This is a genomic window from Paenibacillus sp. Marseille-Q4541, assembly GCF_018310695.1.
Classification (GTDB): Bacteria; Bacillota; Bacilli; order Paenibacillales; family Paenibacillaceae; genus Paenibacillus.
This window is the reverse complement of record NZ_JAGXCY010000001.1, coordinates 354,144-374,750: the sequence shown is the minus strand read 5'-3', so window position 1 is coordinate 374,750 and position 20,607 is coordinate 354,144. Positions and strand designations below refer to the sequence as shown.

28 protein-coding genes, 1 tRNA gene and 1 pseudogene are annotated in these 20,607 nt (G+C 39.9%); 20 read left to right on the top strand and 10 right to left on the bottom strand.

Features of this window, described 5'->3' with window-relative positions:
• Positions 1 to 84 precede the first annotated feature (84 nt).
• The 5 genes from KFT32_RS01900 (at position 85) to KFT32_RS01880 (ending at position 3,610) form a co-directional block, all read left to right on the top strand.
• A complete protein-coding gene (locus KFT32_RS01900; RefSeq protein WP_211745396.1) occupies positions 85 to 834 on the top strand; it encodes a prepilin peptidase in 750 nt (249 codons plus the stop codon).
• Positions 835 to 846: 12 nt separating this feature from the next.
• Positions 847 to 2,382: a pilus assembly protein PilM gene (gene pilM, locus KFT32_RS01895; protein WP_211745395.1), complete on the top strand. Its 1,536-nt coding sequence runs from the start codon at positions 847 to 849 to the stop codon at positions 2,380 to 2,382.
• Complete coding sequence (locus tag KFT32_RS01890) at positions 2,363 to 2,965, top strand: type 4a pilus biogenesis protein PilO (protein ID WP_211745394.1); 603 nt, start codon at positions 2,363 to 2,365, stop codon at positions 2,963 to 2,965. Before pilM ends, KFT32_RS01890 begins: the two co-directional genes overlap by 20 nt.
• A gap of 131 nt (positions 2,966 to 3,096) precedes the next feature.
• Positions 3,097 to 3,297 (top strand): hypothetical protein, encoded by a 201-nt coding sequence (locus KFT32_RS01885; protein ID WP_211745393.1) that lies wholly within the window; start codon positions 3,097 to 3,099, stop codon positions 3,295 to 3,297.
• 13 nt (positions 3,298 to 3,310) lie between these two features.
• Positions 3,311 to 3,610, top strand: a complete 300-nt coding sequence (locus tag KFT32_RS01880; protein WP_211745392.1) for a hypothetical protein — start codon at positions 3,311 to 3,313, stop codon at positions 3,608 to 3,610.
• A gap of 10 nt (positions 3,611 to 3,620) precedes the next feature.
• Here KFT32_RS01880 and KFT32_RS01875 read toward each other — a convergent pair whose 3' ends face one another.
• Both KFT32_RS01875 and KFT32_RS01870 read right to left on the bottom strand, forming a co-directional pair.
• On the bottom strand, positions 3,621 to 3,842 hold the full coding sequence (locus KFT32_RS01875; RefSeq protein ID WP_211745588.1) for a DUF2905 domain-containing protein: 222 nt from the start codon (positions 3,840 to 3,842) through the stop codon (positions 3,621 to 3,623).
• Positions 3,843 to 4,027: 185 nt separating this feature from the next.
• Positions 4,028 to 4,258 (bottom strand): hypothetical protein, encoded by a 231-nt coding sequence (locus KFT32_RS01870; protein WP_211745391.1) that lies wholly within the window; start codon positions 4,256 to 4,258, stop codon positions 4,028 to 4,030.
• A 525-nt stretch (positions 4,259 to 4,783) separates the two neighbouring features.
• On the opposite strand from KFT32_RS01870, the gene KFT32_RS01865 reads away from it, so the two are divergent.
• The 11 genes from KFT32_RS01865 to KFT32_RS01815 all read left to right on the top strand — a co-directional run bounded on the left by KFT32_RS01865 (position 4,784) and on the right by KFT32_RS01815 (position 11,511).
• Positions 4,784 to 5,281: a hypothetical protein gene (locus KFT32_RS01865; RefSeq protein WP_211745390.1), complete on the top strand. Its 498-nt coding sequence runs from the start codon at positions 4,784 to 4,786 to the stop codon at positions 5,279 to 5,281.
• A gap of 212 nt (positions 5,282 to 5,493) precedes the next feature.
• Positions 5,494 to 6,369 (top strand): GGDEF domain-containing protein, encoded by an 876-nt coding sequence (locus KFT32_RS01860; RefSeq protein WP_211745389.1) that lies wholly within the window; start codon positions 5,494 to 5,496, stop codon positions 6,367 to 6,369.
• 165 nt (positions 6,370 to 6,534) lie between these two features.
• The gene (locus KFT32_RS01855) at positions 6,535 to 7,833 is read left to right on the top strand and encodes a glycosyltransferase family 2 protein (RefSeq protein ID WP_211745388.1); all 1,299 of its coding nucleotides are present in this window, start codon (positions 6,535 to 6,537) and stop codon (positions 7,831 to 7,833) included.
• Positions 7,834 to 8,113: 280 nt separating this feature from the next.
• A tRNA-Leu gene (locus KFT32_RS01850) sits at positions 8,114 to 8,199 on the top strand.
• 92 nt (positions 8,200 to 8,291) lie between these two features.
• Positions 8,292 to 8,960 carry a uracil-DNA glycosylase gene (locus KFT32_RS01845; protein WP_211745387.1) on the top strand — a complete coding sequence of 223 codons (669 nt, stop codon included), beginning with the start codon at positions 8,292 to 8,294 and terminating at the stop codon, positions 8,958 to 8,960.
• A gap of 15 nt (positions 8,961 to 8,975) precedes the next feature.
• Positions 8,976 to 9,401, top strand: a complete 426-nt coding sequence (locus KFT32_RS01840) for an LSm family protein (protein ID WP_211745386.1) — start codon at positions 8,976 to 8,978, stop codon at positions 9,399 to 9,401.
• 240 nt (positions 9,402 to 9,641) lie between these two features.
• Complete coding sequence (locus tag KFT32_RS01835) at positions 9,642 to 10,046, top strand: WGxxGxxG family protein (protein WP_211745385.1); 405 nt, start codon at positions 9,642 to 9,644, stop codon at positions 10,044 to 10,046.
• 110 nt (positions 10,047 to 10,156) lie between these two features.
• Positions 10,157 to 10,285, top strand: coding sequence for a YjcZ family sporulation protein (locus KFT32_RS01830; protein ID WP_211745384.1), 129 nt, complete (start codon positions 10,157 to 10,159; stop codon positions 10,283 to 10,285).
• A gap of 129 nt (positions 10,286 to 10,414) precedes the next feature.
• Positions 10,415 to 10,954 (top strand): accessory gene regulator B family protein, encoded by a 540-nt coding sequence (locus tag KFT32_RS01825; protein ID WP_211745383.1) that lies wholly within the window; start codon positions 10,415 to 10,417, stop codon positions 10,952 to 10,954.
• Positions 10,942 to 11,103, top strand: coding sequence for a hypothetical protein (locus KFT32_RS01820; RefSeq protein WP_211745382.1), 162 nt, complete (start codon positions 10,942 to 10,944; stop codon positions 11,101 to 11,103). The genes KFT32_RS01825 and KFT32_RS01820 overlap by 13 nt, the downstream gene beginning before the upstream one ends.
• 90 nt (positions 11,104 to 11,193) lie before the next feature.
• Entirely contained in the window at positions 11,194 to 11,511 is a 318-nt protein-coding gene (locus tag KFT32_RS01815; RefSeq protein ID WP_211745381.1) for a SurA N-terminal domain-containing protein, read from the top strand.
• Between the two features lie 8 nt (positions 11,512 to 11,519).
• Here KFT32_RS01815 and KFT32_RS01810 read toward each other — a convergent pair whose 3' ends face one another.
• The 3 genes from KFT32_RS01810 to KFT32_RS01800 are packed head-to-tail and all read right to left on the bottom strand — an operon-like array spanning position 11,520 to position 15,251.
• The gene (locus KFT32_RS01810) at positions 11,520 to 12,632 is read right to left on the bottom strand and encodes a GerAB/ArcD/ProY family transporter (RefSeq protein ID WP_211745380.1); all 1,113 of its coding nucleotides are present in this window, start codon (positions 12,630 to 12,632) and stop codon (positions 11,520 to 11,522) included.
• Between the two features lie 19 nt (positions 12,633 to 12,651).
• Positions 12,652 to 13,809, bottom strand: coding sequence for a Ger(x)C family spore germination protein (locus KFT32_RS01805; RefSeq protein ID WP_211745379.1), 1,158 nt, complete (start codon positions 13,807 to 13,809; stop codon positions 12,652 to 12,654).
• Positions 13,806 to 15,251: a spore germination protein gene (locus KFT32_RS01800; RefSeq protein ID WP_211745378.1), complete on the bottom strand. Its 1,446-nt coding sequence runs from the start codon at positions 15,249 to 15,251 to the stop codon at positions 13,806 to 13,808. The genes KFT32_RS01805 and KFT32_RS01800 overlap by 4 nt, the downstream gene beginning before the upstream one ends.
• A gap of 368 nt (positions 15,252 to 15,619) precedes the next feature.
• On the opposite strand from KFT32_RS01800, the gene KFT32_RS01795 reads away from it, so the two are divergent.
• Complete coding sequence (locus KFT32_RS01795) at positions 15,620 to 15,892, top strand: hypothetical protein (protein WP_211745377.1); 273 nt, start codon at positions 15,620 to 15,622, stop codon at positions 15,890 to 15,892.
• Between the two features lie 481 nt (positions 15,893 to 16,373).
• Here KFT32_RS01795 and KFT32_RS27135 read toward each other — a convergent pair whose 3' ends face one another.
• The 4 genes and pseudogenes from KFT32_RS27135 to KFT32_RS01780 form a co-directional block, all read right to left on the bottom strand.
• Positions 16,374 to 16,511, bottom strand: a complete 138-nt coding sequence (locus tag KFT32_RS27135; RefSeq protein ID WP_249344830.1) for a hypothetical protein — start codon at positions 16,509 to 16,511, stop codon at positions 16,374 to 16,376.
• A 12-nt stretch (positions 16,512 to 16,523) separates the two neighbouring features.
• Positions 16,524 to 16,703: pseudogene (locus KFT32_RS27645) on the bottom strand (hypothetical protein); the annotation flags it as partial.
• Positions 16,679 to 17,518 carry a site-specific integrase gene (locus tag KFT32_RS01785; RefSeq protein WP_211745375.1) on the bottom strand — a complete coding sequence of 280 codons (840 nt, stop codon included), beginning with the start codon at positions 17,516 to 17,518 and terminating at the stop codon, positions 16,679 to 16,681. The gene KFT32_RS01785 and the pseudogene KFT32_RS27645, both read right to left, overlap by 25 nt.
• 14 nt (positions 17,519 to 17,532) lie before the next feature.
• Positions 17,533 to 17,730, bottom strand: coding sequence for a helix-turn-helix domain-containing protein (locus KFT32_RS01780; RefSeq protein ID WP_349304840.1), 198 nt, complete (start codon positions 17,728 to 17,730; stop codon positions 17,533 to 17,535).
• A 452-nt stretch (positions 17,731 to 18,182) separates the two neighbouring features.
• On the opposite strand from KFT32_RS01780, the gene KFT32_RS01775 reads away from it, so the two are divergent.
• The 3 genes from KFT32_RS01775 to KFT32_RS27555 all read left to right on the top strand — a co-directional run bounded on the left by KFT32_RS01775 (position 18,183) and on the right by KFT32_RS27555 (position 20,359).
• On the top strand, positions 18,183 to 19,370 hold the full coding sequence (locus KFT32_RS01775) for a Kelch repeat-containing protein (protein WP_211745374.1): 1,188 nt from the start codon (positions 18,183 to 18,185) through the stop codon (positions 19,368 to 19,370).
• Positions 19,371 to 19,570: 200 nt separating this feature from the next.
• The gene (locus tag KFT32_RS27560; RefSeq protein ID WP_349304839.1) at positions 19,571 to 19,972 is read left to right on the top strand and encodes an ATP-dependent DNA ligase; all 402 of its coding nucleotides are present in this window, start codon (positions 19,571 to 19,573) and stop codon (positions 19,970 to 19,972) included.
• Between the two features lie 108 nt (positions 19,973 to 20,080).
• Positions 20,081 to 20,359 (top strand): hypothetical protein, encoded by a 279-nt coding sequence (locus tag KFT32_RS27555; RefSeq protein WP_349304838.1) that lies wholly within the window; start codon positions 20,081 to 20,083, stop codon positions 20,357 to 20,359.
• Here KFT32_RS27555 and KFT32_RS01765 read toward each other — a convergent pair.
• Complete coding sequence (locus KFT32_RS01765) at positions 20,351 to 20,599, bottom strand: hypothetical protein (RefSeq protein ID WP_211745373.1); 249 nt, start codon at positions 20,597 to 20,599, stop codon at positions 20,351 to 20,353. The genes KFT32_RS27555 and KFT32_RS01765 overlap by 9 nt on opposite strands.
• Between the last annotated feature and the right edge of the window lie 8 nt (positions 20,600 to 20,607).

The following is a 20,607-nucleotide window of genomic DNA, read 5'->3' as shown; positions in this document are numbered from 1 at the left end:
TCAATCTCAACACCCCTACAGGAACCACGGGCAACATCCCCTGGTTCCTGTTTCAAATTTAGCGTGGAAAGTGAACCGATCCCCATGACAATGTTGATAGCGATCTATTTTTCTATACTTGGTCTCGTATTTGGATCTTTCTTTAACGTGGTTGCCTTGCGAGTACCTGTCGGCAAATCAGTTATCAATCCGCCTTCTAGTTGCGGTAATTGCGGGACGAGACTGCGTGCGATGGATCTTATACCCGTTGCGAGTTACCTTGTCTCGCGTGGTAAATGCAGGTATTGCGGTGACTCGCTGTCCCTTTTATATCCGGCTGGAGAGGCCATCACGGGCTTCCTTTATCTTTGGGTAGTACTGCGTTTTGGGATCACACCAGAGGGGGGGATTGGACTCCTGCTGGTCAGTATGACGGTTATTGTGTCGCTATCTGATCTTAAATATATGAGAATTCCAAACAAGGTTCTCCTCTTCTTTACACCATTATTGCTACTTGGAGTAGGGTTCTTTCCTTCCAGTCCTTGGTGGCATCATGTACTTGGCGCACTGCTTGGAGGCGGGATCATACTGATATTTGCCCTAAGAGGCGGAATGGGAATGGGAGATGTAAAATTATTTGCCTTATGCGGCTTAGTTCTGGGAGTCCCAGAGCTCATCCTTGCTTTTCTGATTGCGTGTCTATTAGGGACTGTAGTTGGAGGGGGAATGATGCTGGTAGGGCGAGTGTCACGCAAACAACCGATTCCGTTTGGCCCATGGCTAATGATCGCGACATTGATTGCTTATGGCTATGGTTCACAAATCATCAAGGCATACCTTTCACTAATCTTTTAGGAGGATATAACTATGCTGGGCAGCATGAAGAAATTAGCGGGCCTTTCCATTGAACAATCCGGTGTTCGCTATGTCCGTCTCTCCAAGAAAACGAAGGACATCGACAAACATTTTTTTCTTCCTCTTGAACCGGGGGTTATGGAAGGTAATCAAATTAGAGATCGGGACGCCCTCTGTGCAGAGTTGAAAGCAGCTGTCTCGAATGGTCGGTTAAAAGGAACTGAGGTGTTTTTATCGGTTCCCCCCACTCAGATGATTATTCGTAAACTGTCCGTTCCGGCAACGAACAGTAAACAACTGGACCAATTAATTCAACTGGAAGTGGAAACAGGATTACATCTACCTTTTGAACATCCTGTGTATGATTATGTGGTGACAAACACCGGAGATGAGAACACAGAAATGCTGATTTTTGCATCTCCTCGTGAAGTCATTCAGACCTATGTAGATGTGGTGGAAGAAGCTGGCCTGAAGGTAGCTGGTGTTGAAATTTCTGGAACAGCACTTTCCCGTCTTATTACCATTGGGTGTAACAAAGACTTTGGAGAAACGATGCTAATTCAGCTCGAAACTTCTTATCTGGACGTATATATGTTTTATAATGGTCATCCTGTTTTTATGCGTACAATGAATTTATATGATCTCGGTGATCAACAGGGCGAAATGTCTTCCTTGAAACTTGGAGAAATTTCAGCTGAAATTTCAAGGATGCTCAATTTTTATCAGTATACTCTTCATGATGGGGTCGCTCGCATTCAGGAAATTATCGTTACGGGTCATGAGCATATTAGACAGGGACTGGCTCGTGAGCTCACGGAATCACTTCCAGAAACTCGGGTTACGGAAGAAGCTTTCCTTCGGATAGACGCAGAAATAAGTGCAGGGGCGGATTATAACGATTATCGATTGGCGGTTGGGGCCGCGTTTAAACCTTACGGGGGTTATAAAATTGATCTTTTTCCACGAGAGGATAAGGAAGCCTTTTACTTTCCCTACATTGCCATGATGTTAATTGGAATTTGGATGGTGGGCGTGGTTGTAACCGGGACTTTTTATGTATTAAATCATGGAGAGATAAGTAATCAGGAACAGCGAATAGCTGCACTTCAGGATCAGAGGCAAAGTGTAGAAGAGGAACTTCGGTTATTGAGCGTCTCAGGTCTCGGCCAGGCTGAACGCAAAGAGGCAATCCAGAAAATAAGAGAATATCGGAATAGTCCCGTATCCATACTTCAGGAACTAGAAGCCCATATGCCGGAAGGAACCTTACTAAAAGATGCTGGATATACCTTTGGCTCGAAAATAGATATCACACTATATACACCGCAGATGGAACAGGCATCCGAATATCTAACTTCGCTTAGGGACATGTCTTTTACAAAAGAAGCGATGATTGCCAGCCTTACGAAGCGTCAGGTGAATCCCTTTGGTTCGGGTCAGGATAAGGAGCAGTTCACTGCAGTTTATCAAGTTGATTTAGATGCAGGAACAAGTTTATCTACGTTAGAAAATGAGGGGGGGATTAGCGATGATGGAACGGATGAATAGGTACAGATCTGTCATCGTACTAGCTTTGCTCCTTGGATTTGTCTTGTTGTTTGCTTTTTACTCGCTTGGTCTCTCTCCTGCGTTAGGAAAACTTGATGAACAGAGTCGTGAACTGGCGCAAATAGAAGCAGAAAAGCAGCTGCTGCAAAACAAACTGGATGAGATGAAAGGAACGACTGAAGGGCAGGAATCTTCAGATCAGGAATGGGATGCTCTGCCGCAGAGTGACCTGGCAGATCAGCTGATATTAGATGTAAGGGCGGTAACAGCGCGTTCGGAAGCTACACTGAAATCGATTGATTTCAGTCTTACCCAAGGTAATGAGCTTAACCTCATGTTGAAAGAACAAGAGGGAGTCTATCCTTATATTCATGAAATTAAGATGAATGCGGAGCTAGAAGGTACCGTTTCACAGATCGAGAGCTGGATGCAAGAACTTGAAATGCTCCCGAGGTTAATGAAGGTAGATTCGTTTAACATTCAGCGGCGAAGTGAGTCAGCAGGCGGTGATAATAATCCCGTGATGACAGCAACCTTGGTTTTTACTAGTTATTACGAAGCAGTATCTGAGAATACGAAATAAATAAATGTCCACCTATCTTCATGGCTGAAGATGGAGTGGATATTTTTTTTATTGTAAAAATAAGGAGATTGATAAAGAACATTTGTTCTTATATAATGAAAGCAAACAAATGTTCTGGTGAGGTGGATGGAATGCCGCATAAATATGTTGGTAAGGTTGTTGAGATTGTTTATTTGGATCGATTAGGTAAGGTAACCCAGCGCAATATTGAGATTCACCGGATATATAATGGAAAAATTCACTCGACTTGTCTTCATTCAGGAGCTCCCCGCACTTTTAGTGAAGAGAATGTACTAGCTTTTCGGCCCATAAGAACAGCAAGAACAGCATAAGGAGATGGAAAAGATGTTGCCAGATTTTGAGCGTAAACTACTGCGGATTTTGTATAACTATAGTGGACAGCGTGGTCGAATGCCCTTAATGACTGAGCTAGAAGTAAAGACAGGAAAGTCACGGCTTATGATTCGAGAGGCGCTTGTAGAACTGGAGCGGAACCAGTTTATTATATGGGAAGATAAGTCGAGTACCCATGGAATCCTTATTATTGAGGGCTGGGAACCGCAGGAGGAAGTTCATCAGGCCAAGCCAAAGCGAACTCAGCCGATGACACGAGGAAGTGAACTTGACTACTGGACTCAATATTGAAAATCGATGCTTATTTCATGAAATGACGAACAATCCAGGAAATAACAGTAAGAATAACACTGATGATAATACAGGTAACCACTGGGAAATAAAACTTGAAATTACCTTTGTCCACGTAAATATCACCTGGTAATCGGCCGATAGAAATAAATCTTCCTGCAAACATCCAGATGACGCCTACTGTAATGAGTACGATACCTGCAACGATCAGCAGTTTGGGTACATTATTCATCATGGGCTCCCCTTTAACGATTCTATACGATGGTTTTACTGTTAATTCCAGTCTAGCATATCCATCAACTTCTATGCGCTATGCAACACCATGTGTTTCTTTCTATCTCTAAATCTCAGAATACAAATAAAGCCGGAGGGAGACCCCCGACTTTATTTTGAAAAATACAATCATCTATGTCGTTTTTAATAACGAGTACAAGTTTGAAATACTTTTTTAGGTCGCTTGATACTGATAATTCTGGTGACCTGTTCTACTTCCTCATGAGGAATCCACACAGGACCGAACGTTGTACGAAGGATAAGACGAGAAGGATGGTCCGTATCCACAGGAAAGCCAGTGATTGTTTCTCCGTTTTTACTTTGTACAATAATTTGTTGATTTCGTTTGTTGGCAATCGCCGCTTCTTTGTTCATAAGCCTATTCTCCTATGCAGATCATAATAAGTACATAATACAGGTCTTCGAGCATCTTAAAAAAGATACTTTGTGCACATGCGGTTTATTTTTCATCTCTACGAATAGTCTAACAGAACTAGTTTATTTTTTCTACAAATATCCAAAAATATCTTGAAGTTAAATTAAACCGTTCGTCCTGTTTCTAAACAGGACCCAGAATACGTTTATACGGTCGTTAATAATGGGGAGGAAAGTTTAAAAATAGGGCATACTTGGTTATAAAATGACTAAGAGGAGGTATGACTTATGAATATACACGGATGGTATATCATTTTGTTTGCTGTAATTATTGCGCTGGGCATTGGTGGAATTGCATGGTGGATGCGTATGGCGAGCAGAAAGAAAAGTTATAAAGAAGAATAACGGTCCCTTATACAAGGTCTTTCTGGACAAGGGTCCAGCTACATAGCATGGTTATTTGTTAGAACCCTTAAGATGAAACATTCGATATCTGTATCATGGACAACGTGAAGGGAAGATGAAATGAATACGTCTAAAATATGTAAAATCACAACGATGTTGAGTTTATTGTTCATTATTACGGCTTGTGGATCCGGCCAAGTACCGGATGCATCAGATCAGGATAAAATAAATCCCGCGACGAATCAAACGGAAGGTACGTCCGATCATGCAGTGGGAAATGATCAGGATGGCACAGAGATGGAAGCTGAGAATGAGTTTTCTGCCTATCCTTTTCTCGTATGGGCTAACGGAGGCACATTTAAGATAATTTTGGATGAGGCTCTTCCAAACAAGCTAATCGGAAAAAAATTAGGCGCAGTGTCTTCTACACTAACCGAGGAAGAAGTAGGACGCCTTGAGGAAGGTCAAACTTACCAAAAACTTGATCGGATCGATGGGGAAAGTAACTATCTTAAGCAAGGATCTTCTATTTATCAGCTTAAAAAAGCCGATGCTAATGAGGTCGTTCTTGTGGAGCATCAAGGATCAATGTACAAGGCTGTTCGGATAGGCGATTAATTGCATACGAAGAAGAGGTTAGAACCTCTTCTTATTTTTTCAACGTTCACTAGATTCTAGTGGGCGTTTTTTTATTTTTTTCTAGTAACTCGAGTTGTAAAATACGAAAACAGAATGTATAATCTTGTAGAATTTTGTTGATTATTAATAGTTTTGCCTATAATAATTTGCAGAAATATGAAAATGTTAATATGTAGTTTGGAGAAAACAGAATGAAAAATGTATTTATTCGTTACAAAACGACCGTTGGCTATGTCATACTAACCCTTCTTATGATACTGCAGCAAGTGGGGATATTCATACATGTCTATCAAACACAGACCTATACAGGAATGGATTTATTAATAAGTATTTTATCGCTTACCGCACTAATATTCGGTATTTTGGTCCCTAGCGGTGTGACTGCGGTCAGTGTCTTTGTGTTTATGGTAGCTTATTTTGTTTGGTTAGTGACTTTAGCTGAGGTGGATTTTGTATCGTTACAAGCGTTCTTATGGATACCTGGAAGTATGGTCGTTGCTTCTGTCATTCGGGAAGGCTTGATACAGCAACATCGGTTAATGGAGCGAATGGAAGTCTTGCGTTATCGAAATCCTGAAATTGATGTTGATACAACATTGGGGAATAAGGGGGCGTTGAAGGAAACACTCGTAAAACATGCAAACCTCGCAAATCGATATGAAGACAAATACCACTTTTGTGTCAGTATGTTTAAAATCGAATTTTTACCTTTAGTTCGAGAAAGACTTGGATCGCAGGGGTATTCAGAACTACTTTTGGAATTATCAGAAACGATCCAAAAGCATATACGATACGAAGATTATAAATTTTATGTGGACAAAGGGAGATTCGTTGTTCTACTACCCCTCACTCGACATGAATATCTCAAATCATTAAACGATCGAATCAAACTTGCTCTTATGGATGTTAAGCTCGCAAACCGGAAAGATCAAGAATTAAACCTCATTATTCGTTCAGGAGCGCTTGTTTTTTCAAAAGAACAGTTTAGCGGTTATGAAGATTTAGAAGCGGTAATTGCTGCTTTGGAGCGCAATGCAGAGACGGATTTAATAGGTGAGTACATTTAATTGTAAAAAAGGAATGGTGAAAAAAAAGTATGACTTATACCAGTTGGTTTGTTCCGCTCTGTATCCTTGTCAGCATGATATTCGGTACGGCCATTTTCATGATAACAATAAATACCTTGATACTGCGTAAGAAAATTACGAATAAATATGACCGGAGAAAAATCAGTGGCTGATCTTTTACTTATTCTATCGATCATTAGCATCTGGATTTCTGTTTTTATATCTATTCTTATGATGGTAGGTGCACAGCGTTTTATTAGACGTCAAAGCAAAGAAGAACTTATCATACCGCAAATTACGGAACAAGCTCCTCCAGTGACAGTAATAGTTCCTGCTCATAATGAAGAGCTCGTCATTAAAGCAACGGTTGAGCATATTTTAGCTATGAATTACCCGCATGATAAATTACAGGTTATTGTTATTGCGGATAATTGTACGGATGACACAGCTAGAAAACTACACGAGCTAAAAAATAATCATTCGTACCGTATGCGCGATTTCATGATTATGGAGCGGACGGGTACAGGAGGGAAATCGGGAGCTTTAAATGACGCTCTGCCGCACGCAACAGGAGATTGGATTTGTATTTATGATGCAGATGCTGCTCCTGAGCGAAATGCACTTCTTTTTTTAATTGAAAAAGCGCTGGAAAACCCAGAATCCTATGGGGCGGTATTTGGTCGGAATAAAGCGCGGAATCGGGCGCAAAATTTCTTGTCGAGATGTATCAATCTTGAACTTGTAACGGCACAGCGAATATACCATACGGGAATGTGGGAGTTGTTTAAGCTTGGCACGATACCAGGGACCAATTTCATTATCAAAACAGAACTGATTCGTGAAATTGGAGGTTGGGATGAAGACGCGATAACCGAAGACACAGCGATTTCTTTTGATATTCTGTCTCGTGGTCAGCTGATTGCCCTTGCTCCTCAGGCTGAAGCATATCAACAAGAACCTGAAGATTTAAAAGTATATATGAAGCAGCGCGAACGGTGGGCGAAAGGGAATTACAGCGTCGTGATGGATCATTTTCATGAGCTGTTTAAACCTTCTTCCAGCTGGAGAATTAAAGTGCAGGTGCTTTATTACGGGACCAGTTATTTTTGGTTTCTACTTGCCATCTTAGTATCTGATATTATTTTCGTAATCAATATTGTGTATCAATTGCTTTCCGTGTTTGGTATGGATGTTGTCATGCCTTTTCAATTCTCTTCTGATGTATATATTTATTTAATGATTGCCTGGGGACTTATGTACTATCTGTACGTTCTTCAAATTAACTTAGCACTAGCTGCAGATTTTGGACAAAGTAACACACGGAATTTCATACTCGCCTGTGTTTCCTATTTTACGTATGCTCAGCTATTTTTATTGATCTCGTTAAAGGCATTTGTATCCATTCTGTTAGATAAAGTGCTGAGAAGGAAGTCCAAATGGTACAAAACCCAGCGCTTCGGATGAGCTAGAGCTAAGAGAGGGAAAACTTTGTAATTGAATAAAAAGCTAAAAAGGCCCTTCAAATGGCCTTTTTATTTATGTTTAAACGCTTGGAACTAGACTGTAACTAAGGTAATACGACTGTTTATATCATCCTGTGAATCCCTTGTTCAATTAAAATTTAAATAAATGTTGAATATTATGGACGGGCATGTTATAATCAATTTCGCAGGATTTTTTGAAGTTATAAGTTACATAGATAACTCGAAAATCGGTGTATATGCGCAAGTTGAGCGCTTTATATGCCGGGGTGGCGGAATTGGCAGACGCACAGGACTTAAAATCCTGCGGTAGGTGACTACCGTACCGGTTCGATCCCGGTCCTCGGCATCTTATACAAAATAGGCTGGCTCCTTAGCGGAGACCAGCCTATTTTTTTACAAAGTTCAATCTGTGCCTTATTGCGGAAGGGAGTATCATCCATGTTCGATAATGATTGGGACGATATTTTACACGATGAAATGAACAAGGATTATATACAAGAGCTTCACACGAAGCTTGCCATAGAATACAAAACAGAGCCTATATTCCCTCCAAAAGAGGAAATTTTTAATGCTTTAAAGTTAACTTCCTATGAGAATACCAAGGTCGTTATTATTGGACAAGATCCTTATCATGGTCAAGGACAGGCAGAAGGATTAAGCTTTTCTGTTAAAAAAGGGGTTAGGATTCCCCCTTCCTTGCGAAATATATATAAAGAATTACATGCGGATCTGGGTATACCTATTCCTTCTCACGGATCGCTGAAACATTGGGCTGAAGAAGGGGTATTATTATTAAATAACGTGCTAACCGTACGAGAAGCCCAGCCCAATTCTCACAAAGGGATCGGATGGGAACATTTTACAGATTCCGTCATCGAAAAAATAAATGAACGCAAACAGCCGGCTGTATTTATGCTTTGGGGAAGTCATGCTCAGAAAAAGGGTTGTTATATAGACCGTTCTCGTCATCTGGTCATTGAATCTGCTCACCCAAGTCCACTAGCAGCTCGCCGTGGTTTTATAGGAAGCAAACCATTTTCCAAAGCTAATCAATTTCTGGAATCAACAGGAATGGAACCGATCAATTGGGTAATTCCTGAAGGGTAGAAGGGAGGGTGAACGATGCAGCACTGGATAGGACGTAGGGTTATGGTTGTCCGTATGGATGGAAGAAAGGACCCGGTTCAAGGAATATTGCTGAAATGGGATGAAGAGGCTGAGCTTATCGTTGTAGGCGCTAAGCGGATCAAAATTCCTTTTGCACAAATTGCCCGAATTCAGACTCTTCCAGAAGATGCACACGGTCGTGGGAAGAAAAAAGCGCGATCTTCACTACATTCGATAGGCTATATTATGAGACAGTCGATCCAATTTGATAATGCCATTTATTTCAGGTCAGCGGTCACCATATGGAAAGGTCCGAAGTTGATTGCATACCGGGCAACGATTACATCACATGATCAATTTCAGGTGGAACTGGAAGATGGACAGATATTTGAAAAAGATCTGTATACTTTTGTTGTTCGTTCCCGCAGAGGGCATCGATAAGTAGCATTTTTAATGTTATTTTTATATTTTTATCATATTGTTTTAAGGGTGGAGGATTATGATGATTACAGTTCCCCCCTTAAGATGTGGATATATAGAAAAAACTCACCGGCTGCAAACGGTGAGTTTTTTGTGTATTTATGTGTCCTTTATCATCCAACTGTTATACCGAATAAGTTTTTTTCCCGAAGGGGAATCTACAAGGGTAACGAAAAACTTATTCGGGGGTGTAGGACTGTTATGAAAAAACAAATGGCAACCATGCTTGCAGCAGCAAGTATTTCTATGGTAATTGCAGTACCCGCAATGGCTGAAAGCAGTCATGTGAAAGCCAATACGACAACGGATCATGTTAACGAGATGAACATGACCAAAGGTCATTATGATTCAAGAACCTATAACAATTATGAAACCGTTCCGGGCGGATACAACAACATGTCTCGTTCACGCAGTATGAACGACAATATGTATAACACAAATAGTTACAACGGGTATGGTACAGGAACGTATGGAACTAACAGTGTAAATGCACATGCGACGACTAGCCGCGGTACGGGATGGGGTTGGCTTGGCTTGCTAGGTCTCTTTGGTTTGGCAGGTATGCGCAGAGAGAAGCATGAAGGTACACCACATCACGCGAAATAGCAATAATAGGAGTAAGGAAAAGTTTTCATGAAGAAATGGACTCCTGCCCTGCCATATTTCCGCTTTAGTCATATATTATCTCATACCTTAGTGATAAGGAGGAGACAACAATGAGTGAAGTATCTGGATACGGATATGGCGGAGGTTGCGGCGGCTTCGGCGGAGGATGGACTTCGATTGGAGCAATCCTTGTTCTTTTCATCCTGCTCGTTATCATTTCTAAAACTATTCTTTACTAAGGAAGTGGAAGAGGGGCATCGGTTTCTGACCGTTGGCCCCTCTTTTTTTATTTGTGAATTCAGTCCTGTACAATAGATTGGATCCGTCGTATAACTGAGATATCCACCTTGTTCATAAGGAGCTAATTCATGATCGAAAGTCTAGCCCACAAAGGCAGTGTTTATTTAAAAAAACAAGTCCCACATCATCCCTCATCTGCTGCAGTTTTAGAGTATTCCATAGCGATGCTCCTAAACGTGACTTTTATTGTTGCCGGTTCGATAATCTTGTCTTTGTTCACCGGCCGGACGACGGAAATTGTAGTGATTCTGCTCTCTTTTTCACTGTTGAGACAATTTTCAGGAGGACTTCATCTCAAGTCCGGGACGAGTTGTGCGGTAGTGAGTACAGCGTTGTTCACACTGATTTCCTTTTTTGATGCAAGAGAGTCATACCCTATCCATTTGCTAACAGCTCTTACGCTCCTTCTTGTAGCTACGTACGCTCCTTCCAATTTCAAAAGGCAACATAACGTGCGGGAAAAATATTATCCATGGCTTACATTGATTTCGATGCTGCTTGTATGTAGTAATTTCTTTTTCGTATCGAGTCCGCTTGCGGCCAGTTTTTTTGTTCAAAGTTTGACTCTCATTAAGCGTAAGGGGATGAACTCAGCATGGAAAAAATGAAACAACGTTTTTTATATCAAGTAATTACCTTGCTTACCAAATATGGACGATCTGCTGCCAATAATGAAGCAAGTTTGTTGTACATATACGAAGGTAATCCACCTCAAGAACTTTTAGCAGATCAGAAAATAGAAGAGAATAATAAATAAATTTTACCTGAACCCCAAAAGCAGTGATTTATTAGGTTCATTGGTTTAAATATACTTGGCAAGAAGGTGCACTAAGAAAGGGTGATCAAGATGGATAAGGAAGAGCTGGGTGTTTGGGAAAGAGAAATCAGCAGCCGCGTTGATTATCTAGAACAAGAAGCAGAGAAACTGGGACTGAGAATCAAAAAAGCGGAATACAAAGATCAAATCATGAGCAATGCTATGAATCAATTTGCTGAAGACGAAGAACAAATAAATTTTATCAAACAGAATTATTTGAATGAGTCGAGTGAGAACGTCAAGACATTAAGAGATGAATTACATGAAATCGAGAAAGAGCTTAAGTTTCAAAGGGCTGTACTTCATCAGATAGAACAATCCAGCCAAATGGCGGAGGAAGAAGAATAAACCGCCTTTTAGGCGGTTTTCTTTTGTGAAAGCTTTGTCTTTTTACTGGCTTTCTTTTTTGGAAAGCGGATCATGGCAACGATGGCATAATACATCGGGATACATTCTATACCGATCCAGATCAGCACCGTCGTAAAGGAATAAAAATGGGTATGGTAAATAGATAAATGATTGGAATAGTAAAATGCGATCCCAACCGATACCGTAACAAGAGCAGGTACAATATACTTTTGTCCCTTTCCTTTTGTAAAATAAGTCATGCATTTGGTTGCTGCATAGATAAGAAAAGTACTATGTATAAACATGGATGCTGTCCATACTCCTATCAGTAGCGGAGCTGTATTCCCTAATAATCCTGCATTCACCATATTTCGAACAATATCTATGTAGGGGAATTGAAGCTGCTTACCTAAGTGAATCCCGAAATTGAGTAAAGTCAGAAGCCAGCCTCCCATAACCAGAAACGTAATACCCGCTGCAGTGTAAGTGAATTTTTTGAAAAGAGTAGAGTCCATTTTAAAGTCGGGAGCAATGAATAGAAAGACGACCCATTCAGCAAACCATGAAAAAGAGGTTAGCGTATCTTTCACAAACGTAGGGTAGTCAAAATACCTTACTAACGCAGGTAGCATCTGTAAGTTTGCTTTTTCCAAAAATAAGAACATGATGAATGTGGATGTGGCGAAAATTAAAAAAAGCCCGTCTGACATGTTGACGATGGTCTTTAATCCAAGACGAATCGTGTATATAATTACAAGTCCAATAACACACTGCATAAACCACGGTGGGGTCGCCTTTAAATAATTTGCCCCGAAAAATAAGACAAAACTTTCAATATCGTACGAAGCATAATACACACACCATGCTAGGAACAAAAAGACGATACAGTTGTGTATGCCCATAATTTTTTTTCCAAAATCAACCCAAGCTTCATCGGGTCGAAATCTACCGACAAACACAGTGAAGAAGATCATTAGCCAATTGAGGAGGGAACCGCAGAGAATCCCTATCCACCCTTGATAACTAGAATTTGAAAGAAGACTTGGGACAAGAAACACGGAGGTTTGGGAGTTAAAATAAACAAACGCAAATCTAGCCAACTGCCAATCTGTTTTACGCAATGTATCTTCCTCCTTCTAGCTAATTTTCTTTCCCGTAATCATTCATTTTGATATCAGTAATCACATTGATTTTCGCTTCATTTTTGTAATAATCCAACCATCTGTCTTGGATATTCCTCCAAAAGGAAGGATAATTCCATTCTAATAAAAGTCCAAGTCCGAGAACGTCTGCTCCCTCTTTTTGTGACGTTTGAATGCCGTTTCTAAAGTCATCTTCAATGGTTTTTTGTACTTCCGTTAGGATGACCTTTGTCACATCTTGTGTACTGCGATTCATTTCATCTTTTTTAGAAATAAGACTGGCTCGTCCTTTCAAATGAATCGTGAAAACAGGTCCCTTATTTGTCATCTTGACAGTACTTTTGCCCATGGCACGAGTGAACCTAAGATCCGCATTGCTTTTCCCATCATCCCATTTCACTGAATATATCGGTGTCTTTATATATCCGTCTGCCCAAGCTAATGCTTTGGCTTGGTCTGTACCTAGAACGCCTTTTAATTTATCATTCTGAAACATAGCGGCTCCTTGAATGCCTATCCAAGTTTCTTTATTGCTTCCACTGAATGCAGAATCAATGGATTCATAATTTAAATGGGTAACCGCAACCCCCATGTCTGCAGCCTCCGAGATTAAAAAGTCTCTGATCGTCGTGTCGAACATTAAACGATGTTCCACAAAACTCATTAGAACCTTGATAGGGAATTGCTCAAAAATAGGAGTTAGCTGTGCAGCATCTTTGGCTTTTCCGGAAGCTGCGACAACGTAGGTTCCAACAGGTACAGAAGGTTCTCTTTTGGCCCATTCAAGCAGGTCCCCCATTCCTTTTTGGCCATATTTTTCTCCGATCATCACTACTTTTATTTCGGAGAGATTCAGTTGCCGTGGTAAATCTTTTTGCAGCATCTCGAGCGCTTTGCCTATGCTGGTAGATGTTTTTGATAAATTGAAATAAGGTTTATCACTGCCACCGCTACTGCCCCCACTGGACTGACCAGATACAAGCCGATTAGGAAGCGGAGTGCTGATGGTTACTTCAATTGTATCGGGTTCTTCACCGACATCTACGTATAATCCGTTCACAAACACGAGTTCATCTAGCTCCACTTTAGACCAACATCCGGTTGTACTTAGCAGGATTAACAGCATGATTCCTATTTTTAGGATTGATATTCTCATGGCTTAGAAGAACTCCTCCTATTACGGATTTTTGAAAAAGCAGTACTTCGATTTTTCATTAAAGGTGTAGGTACTCTCAAAAAAGTATCTTTCCAATCAGACAGGACAAGCGGTGCTACGGGCTGCATATAGGGAGTGCCGAAAGACTTGAGGCTTACAAGATGCCCGTAAATGACAAATGTTCCTACAAACACGCCTAGAAGACCCATAGTTCCTCCCAATATAAGAAGAGGGAAGCGGAGCAACCTCAAAATGAGTCCGAGTTCAAGGTGAGGGATAATATAAGATGCAATGCCTGTAATCGAAACAACAATGACCATCGGTGCAGACACAATACCTGCAAGAACTGCGGCTTGGCCGATAACAATTGCCCCAATGATGGACACTGTTTGCCCTACCGGCTTAGGAATCCGAGTGCCTGCTTCTCGGAGCGCTTCAAAAGTGAGTTCCATAATAATTGCTTCAGTTAACGCGGAAAAGGGGATGTTCTCACGCGCGGCAGCAATCGTAATGAGCATACTGGTTGGAATCACTTGTGGATGAAATGTAGTTACGGCTACGTACATAGAAGGAAGGAGTACCGAAACAATGGTAAAAAATATACGAACCAACCGGATCCAACTTGCGGCATAGTAATTTTGATAGTAATCCTCTGCGCTCTGTAATAGTGAAAAAAAGGTTACAGGGGCAATAATTGCGGTTGGGGTTCCATCCATTAATACACCAATGCGACCTTCTAATAAGGAAGCTGCTACCGCATCAGGACGCTCTGTATCTTGGAAGATTGGAAATGGACTGGATTTTTCTTTAAAGTGCTCGACTAAGTAGCTAATACCAAAAATCCCATCAACGGATATGTTCTGTAGTTGTTCTTCAATTTGATGTAGAATCTCTGGCTTTTGAAGCCCATCAATATAGATGACATATACCGATGTTTTGGTATAGTCACCAATCATGTATTCTTTCATTTTAAGATCTGGGTGCTTGATCTTGTGACGTATTAACGAGAGGTTACTTTGAATATCCTCAATAAATGCTTCCTGAGGGCCGGTGACGACCAGTTCATTCTGTGATTCGCTAATCGATCGTTTTTGATATTGTGTCGTATCAAAATAATAAAAAGCAGATATTCCTTCTATGTAAAGAACGGCTTTTCCTTGGACCACAAGATCTGAGGCTTCTTTAGCGTCTGATGTAGATTGATAAGGGACCGAAAAAGTAAGCCCCTGATCCAGTCTTTTGCAAAATTGCTCCCAATTACGATCGGACGAGCCTTCAAGTAGTAAGGGAGAAGAGATGTATTTTTGAAGGGTATCATTGTCAACAATGGATTGGATATAGATCAATGCGCAAGACCGTTCGTGAATAATAAAAGATTTATAAATAACATCTGGGCAGGCGTTTAGGTGTTCTTTGACCACTTTGAAAATATCTTGATTCATTATCTCGCCTCCTTATAGTAATGAATAATAATTCGGTTATATTTTGCCAAATCAAGATAAATTTATACTGGCATACTCTAAAGAACAAAAAAGAAAACCTTTGAAGCGAGTAGCTTCAAGGGTTTTCAGTAACCTGTTTCATTACATACGAAAAGGTAAGATCGTGAAAACATTACCTGCAGAGATGAGAATGACTTATTTATGTTAAAATTTCAGGTGTTAATAGTTAATAGTTTCCTTGCTATTATTTTCATTTAGATTAATACTTTGAAGAACAGATTCAGATACTCCAGAGTATTAAAGATGAACTTAATGACTCTACTTCTCCTGTTTTTCAGAGTTATGGGAAAATAAAGCAGATAGAGGGCATGAGTCAAATATTAATTTTAAGTAATAATAATTCACACCAAGATTATGGGCATAGCTTATTGAAAATGGTAAAGGCGTTAGAGGAGTCTTTTCATACTTTTACAGACAACAATTTTAGGAGTAATGATGATAGGAGTTTTTTAACTGGCCAAGTATCCTATGTGCTCGAGAATCTGAATAAAGATAGTATTGAGATAGCTGATAAGGTCTATGCAAAACTTATGAGTGAAACAACAGCGTATTACGAAAACCATTTGAAAATTGAAAAATAAGATGATTTGAAAAAGAAGCCTGTAGATGTTATTAAAGGCTTCTTTTTTATGATAAATATGGGTAGCGACAGTAAGTAGAACCCTATATATGGTTGGAATCGAACTGACAACTAAGCATTCTTTAGGCCGTAAACAAGCTATTGCAGAAATGAACAAATGAAGCAGTTAATAATGATACCTTCCAAACGAACGAAAGCAGCGGTGAGTGACCGCTGCTTTTTCGCATCGAGGAGGTGTTCGTATCAAATTCGTATCAATGGGTATTTTTAAAGATTGAATCAGTAACTAGAAAAAGAAGAAAACCCTTGAAGCGAGTAGCCTCAAGGGTTTTCAGTGATGATCTGTAGTGGGCTCGAACCACTGACCCCTACCCTGTCAAGACATCGGCGCATTCATCCGTCAACTTCCTAAAACCGCCAAACCCTTACTGTATCAAGGATCTTGTCCATATTTATTATTCCTCTAACTTCCCCTAGAAAACTCAATTCACCTCTTTTTCGGCACCAATTTCGGCACCATTCTTATAAAATATCTCCCCGAAGAGATCTGCAGTTTCTTGCTGCATATTCGGCATGATGTGCGCATATCTGTCGATCATTTTCACACTGGACCAACCCATGCGTTCAGCAATCCGTTTATTATTTTCCCTGGCCTTTAAAAGCATTACAACATGGGTATAACGCATATCATGAAATCTAATCTTCGGAACTCCGGCTTCTTCGATAAGTCGGTAAAAGGATCTATTCAAATTACGAGGAGTTACTGGTGTGCCAAGTTTGGTGCAGATCAGTAAGTCATTATCCTGGTACATTGAACCGGCATTAATTTTTTCTTATTGCGTTGCAGGAGTCTGCGTAATTCTTCTGTAGTTGTTTTATCTAATCCGATTGTGCGATTACCGGCATCAGACTTAGCCCCTACTTGAATAGTCTTTCCATCATGACTAAGTATCTGAGAAACAGATATCATCCTTTGATCGAGATTGAGATCCTTTTTAACACGAACCCCTAAAATCTCACCTTGTCGCATTCCTGTAGTGAGTGCTAAGAGAAATGCATGATAATATCGATCTTCCTTGGCAACCTTAAGAAAGCGATGGGATTCTTCTTCTGTCCAGTACAGCATTTCCTTTTTCCTAGAACGTGGACAATCCACGAGAGCTGCTGAATTTTTTATTATCATATCCCACCCAGCTGCTTTCTTAAGAGACTCATTTATAATGGTGTGGCATTTCTGAATGTTTTCGTCTGCTAGTTGTCCAGATTTGAACAATTTAGTATAGAAGTTTTGAATGTGACGTGGTGTAATTTCTCCTAGTTTAATGTCTCCAAGAACAGGAAGAATGTGTGTATTAACAAGCCAAGAGTAGGTATCTAATGTGCTTCCTTTAACTTTGGTCTTCTTATCATTTAACCAGTCCTTCATGAAATCACGATAGATCACTCTGGAGCCATCAAAATCGAAACCTTTGTTTAACTCAGCGAGTAATTCTTGTTGGGCTTCTGTAGCAGCCTTTTTTGTTTTAAACCCACGTCGCTTTATTCTTTTACGTTTTCCATTTTCATTTACTTCAATAGTAAAATACCAAGGATTTTCTTTTAAAGTTTTATCTTTCGTAACTGCCATTCATGTTCACCTCACTATATATGTTCGATGATACGATTCGGTTGAACTCCGAAGTGGTCACATAGCTTGTCTAACACTTCAAACGAAATGTACTCGTTCTTGCCCATCCTTGCGATAGTCGCAGAGGACAATCCTAACTGGATCTTAAGATCTTCTTTCTTCATATCACGTTCGATCAACAGCATCCACAGCGGTTTATAATTAAATCCCACGACTTAACACGTCCTTTTTAAAGCATTTCTTTATCCTGCTAAATTTAATCTTCATAATATCAAAATATTAGGCATATTTACAAATCAAATAAATGAAAATATTTTGTGGAAAAATTGACTGGATTTTGAAAAAGTGGTGTGAACCATTAGGTTTTAGACGTGGTAAATTTATATCATAGGAAATCGAGAAGAGGACACCAACGAGACCTGAACGACGTAATATGTCCAGATCTAACCCTAAATTTAGGGGTGCAAAATATTTTTCTCTATTTTCCCGTACATCCTAATATTTCCTTGAGTGTTTTCCGATATAATTCTTTGGTCCTTAAAAATAGGTCTATTAGACTAATAAATACATATGGGAGGAATTTGAAAAAAAATTATAAGCTGGAAGGGTCTTTGATTTATAGTTTATTATTGCTAAAAAATTATAACATGGAGGATATTGAAAATTGAAAAAGTTCATCTTATCGGCTGTATTCACTTTGTTTTTCACACATTTACTTGGAAGTCTTTCTGCAAGTGCAGCAGAAAATTCATGGGAACAGAAAGCTAATATGCCTGGAATGGTCTATACCACATCATCGGTTGTTTATAACGATGAAATATACGTTGTCAATGGTAGTAGTAACTGTTGTACTTTAAACACACTATACAAATTTAACCCTATTACGAATAGTTGGACTACGCTAGCCCCTTCTAATGTTGCAAGAGAAAGAAATGGAGCTGCTGTAGTAAATGGAAAAATATATTCAATGTCTAAAGGAAGTCTAGAAGAGTACGATCCAGCAACTAATAAATGGACAAAGAAAGCTAATATGTTAAATGAAAAGCAGTTCTTTAGTACATCAGTTCTAAATGGCAAAATCTATGTTATAGGTGGAAATACAAATGCAAGTCCTACTGCTAAGAATACAGTGCAAATTTATGATCCAAAAACTGACTCGTGGACTGAAGGGCCTAGTTTAAATGTAGCACGTTATAAGCACTCTTCAGTTGTATATAACGGAAAAATTTACGTCTTTGGTGGACAAAGATATGTTACAGATATAGAGGTTTTTGATCCTGAGACAAATACTTGGACAATGGACGGAAGCATGCCAAAAGAAAGACTTGACTCTGCAACTGTTATATTAGGAAGCAAAGTTTACTTCCTGGGAGGCTATGAGCTTGATGCCAATGGTTATAATGTGAAAACGAAAAATTTTCCTTCGTACGACATCGAAACCAAGAAATGGGAATATCAAAGTGATTTAACTGTCTACAGGGAGGCACCTGCTGCAGCTGTTGTAAATGGGAAGATATATATTATGGGCGGCCGTTCCGAAGCGGGAATTTTAAATTCTGTAGAGGAATATACACTAAATAGTGTACCACCTACTGAACCAGGTAACCCAGGGGAATCATTTTCAAATCGTGCTATTTTAACTATTACATTGACTAATGGTAGTATAAAAGAATACGACCTCCCAGCAGACGACATTAACAATTTTATTAGTTGGTATGATAATTATGATAGTGGAATTGGTACTTCTAAGTTTGGAATAAATAAATACAATAACAACTTAGGTCCATTTAAAAAACGAGTTGATTATATAACATTCAATAGTATTGTGATGTTTGAAGTAAATGAATACTAGTATTAAGCAGCCAGGGAAACCTCGGCTGCTTTTAATTTTTATTAAACATACCAGGACTTACCTTAGTTCAACTCCTTACAGTAACGCTATAATTGAATCTGAGGTGTTTTTATGTTCATTACTCCGATGTTACTTGAAACAGCACACCACCTTTCAGTAACGATAATTATATATTTGAGCCAAAGATTGACGGTCACCGTTTGATTTATTCAAACCAATCAGGAAAGACCAAACTATACACCAGACATCGTACTGAATGCCTGAGACAGTACCCTGAGCTCCTAGAGAATCCATTTGACAAGGACATTGTTTTAGATGGTGAGATAGCATGTGTAGATCCAAAAACAGGGCGTGTGGACTTTGAGTTGGTCATGAAACGGTTCCTAGCCCGCAAGGAAGATAAGATCAATCTTATGACTAGGACGCTGCCAGTTACTTACGTAGTGTTCGATATCCTCCATTGTGACGGCCAAGACACTCGTAAGCTTCCGCTACACGAACGTAAGGCCCTGCTGCAGGAGAACCATTCAACAATCCTAGGATGGGAAAGACTCCATATGTACAAGGAGCTGGCGAGGCTTTATTTGAGCAAATGGAGCTAACTCAGATGGAGTGAATGGTCGGAAAGCGTTTTAGACAGCACTTATGTAGGTAGGCGATCCGCAGACTGGCTGAAGGTCATTAACTGAACCTACGTTGATGTGGTGATCATGGGTTACCGTAAAGGGGAGTTTGGTTGGTTAGCTAGGATCCGGCAGCCGAACGGTGAAGTAACTTATGCTGGACTGATCCGGTTCGGTGTTTCTTCAGACAACAAAAGGGAGTTCTACCAGATCAGCAGCAAGTTGAAGAATGGTGAGACGAAAGATTATGTATACCTTGAGCCCATTATTGGAGCTCAGGTTAAAATAAGAAACTGGACCAGGGCTGGAAAGCTTCGAGATCCGGTGTTTGTAAAATATACTGATACTCTTGTAAATCTAGCTTAATGCCGGCTTTTTTGTATAGAGAGGATGCCGGCCGGTCGCAAAGAACAACAGCAGCAACAGGAACCGAGAGAAGGTAAGCGGGGCACGATTCACAATGATGGAACTGTTGATAAGAAGACGATCCAAACCAAGTGAAGCTTGAGGAAGCAATTGAGGCAGCTGCACAAGCACTGGAAGAAGAGGACGAAGAAGAATTGCCTCCACTGCCGGAAGAAGATGATTCGCTCTAATACAATTCATAATCATAC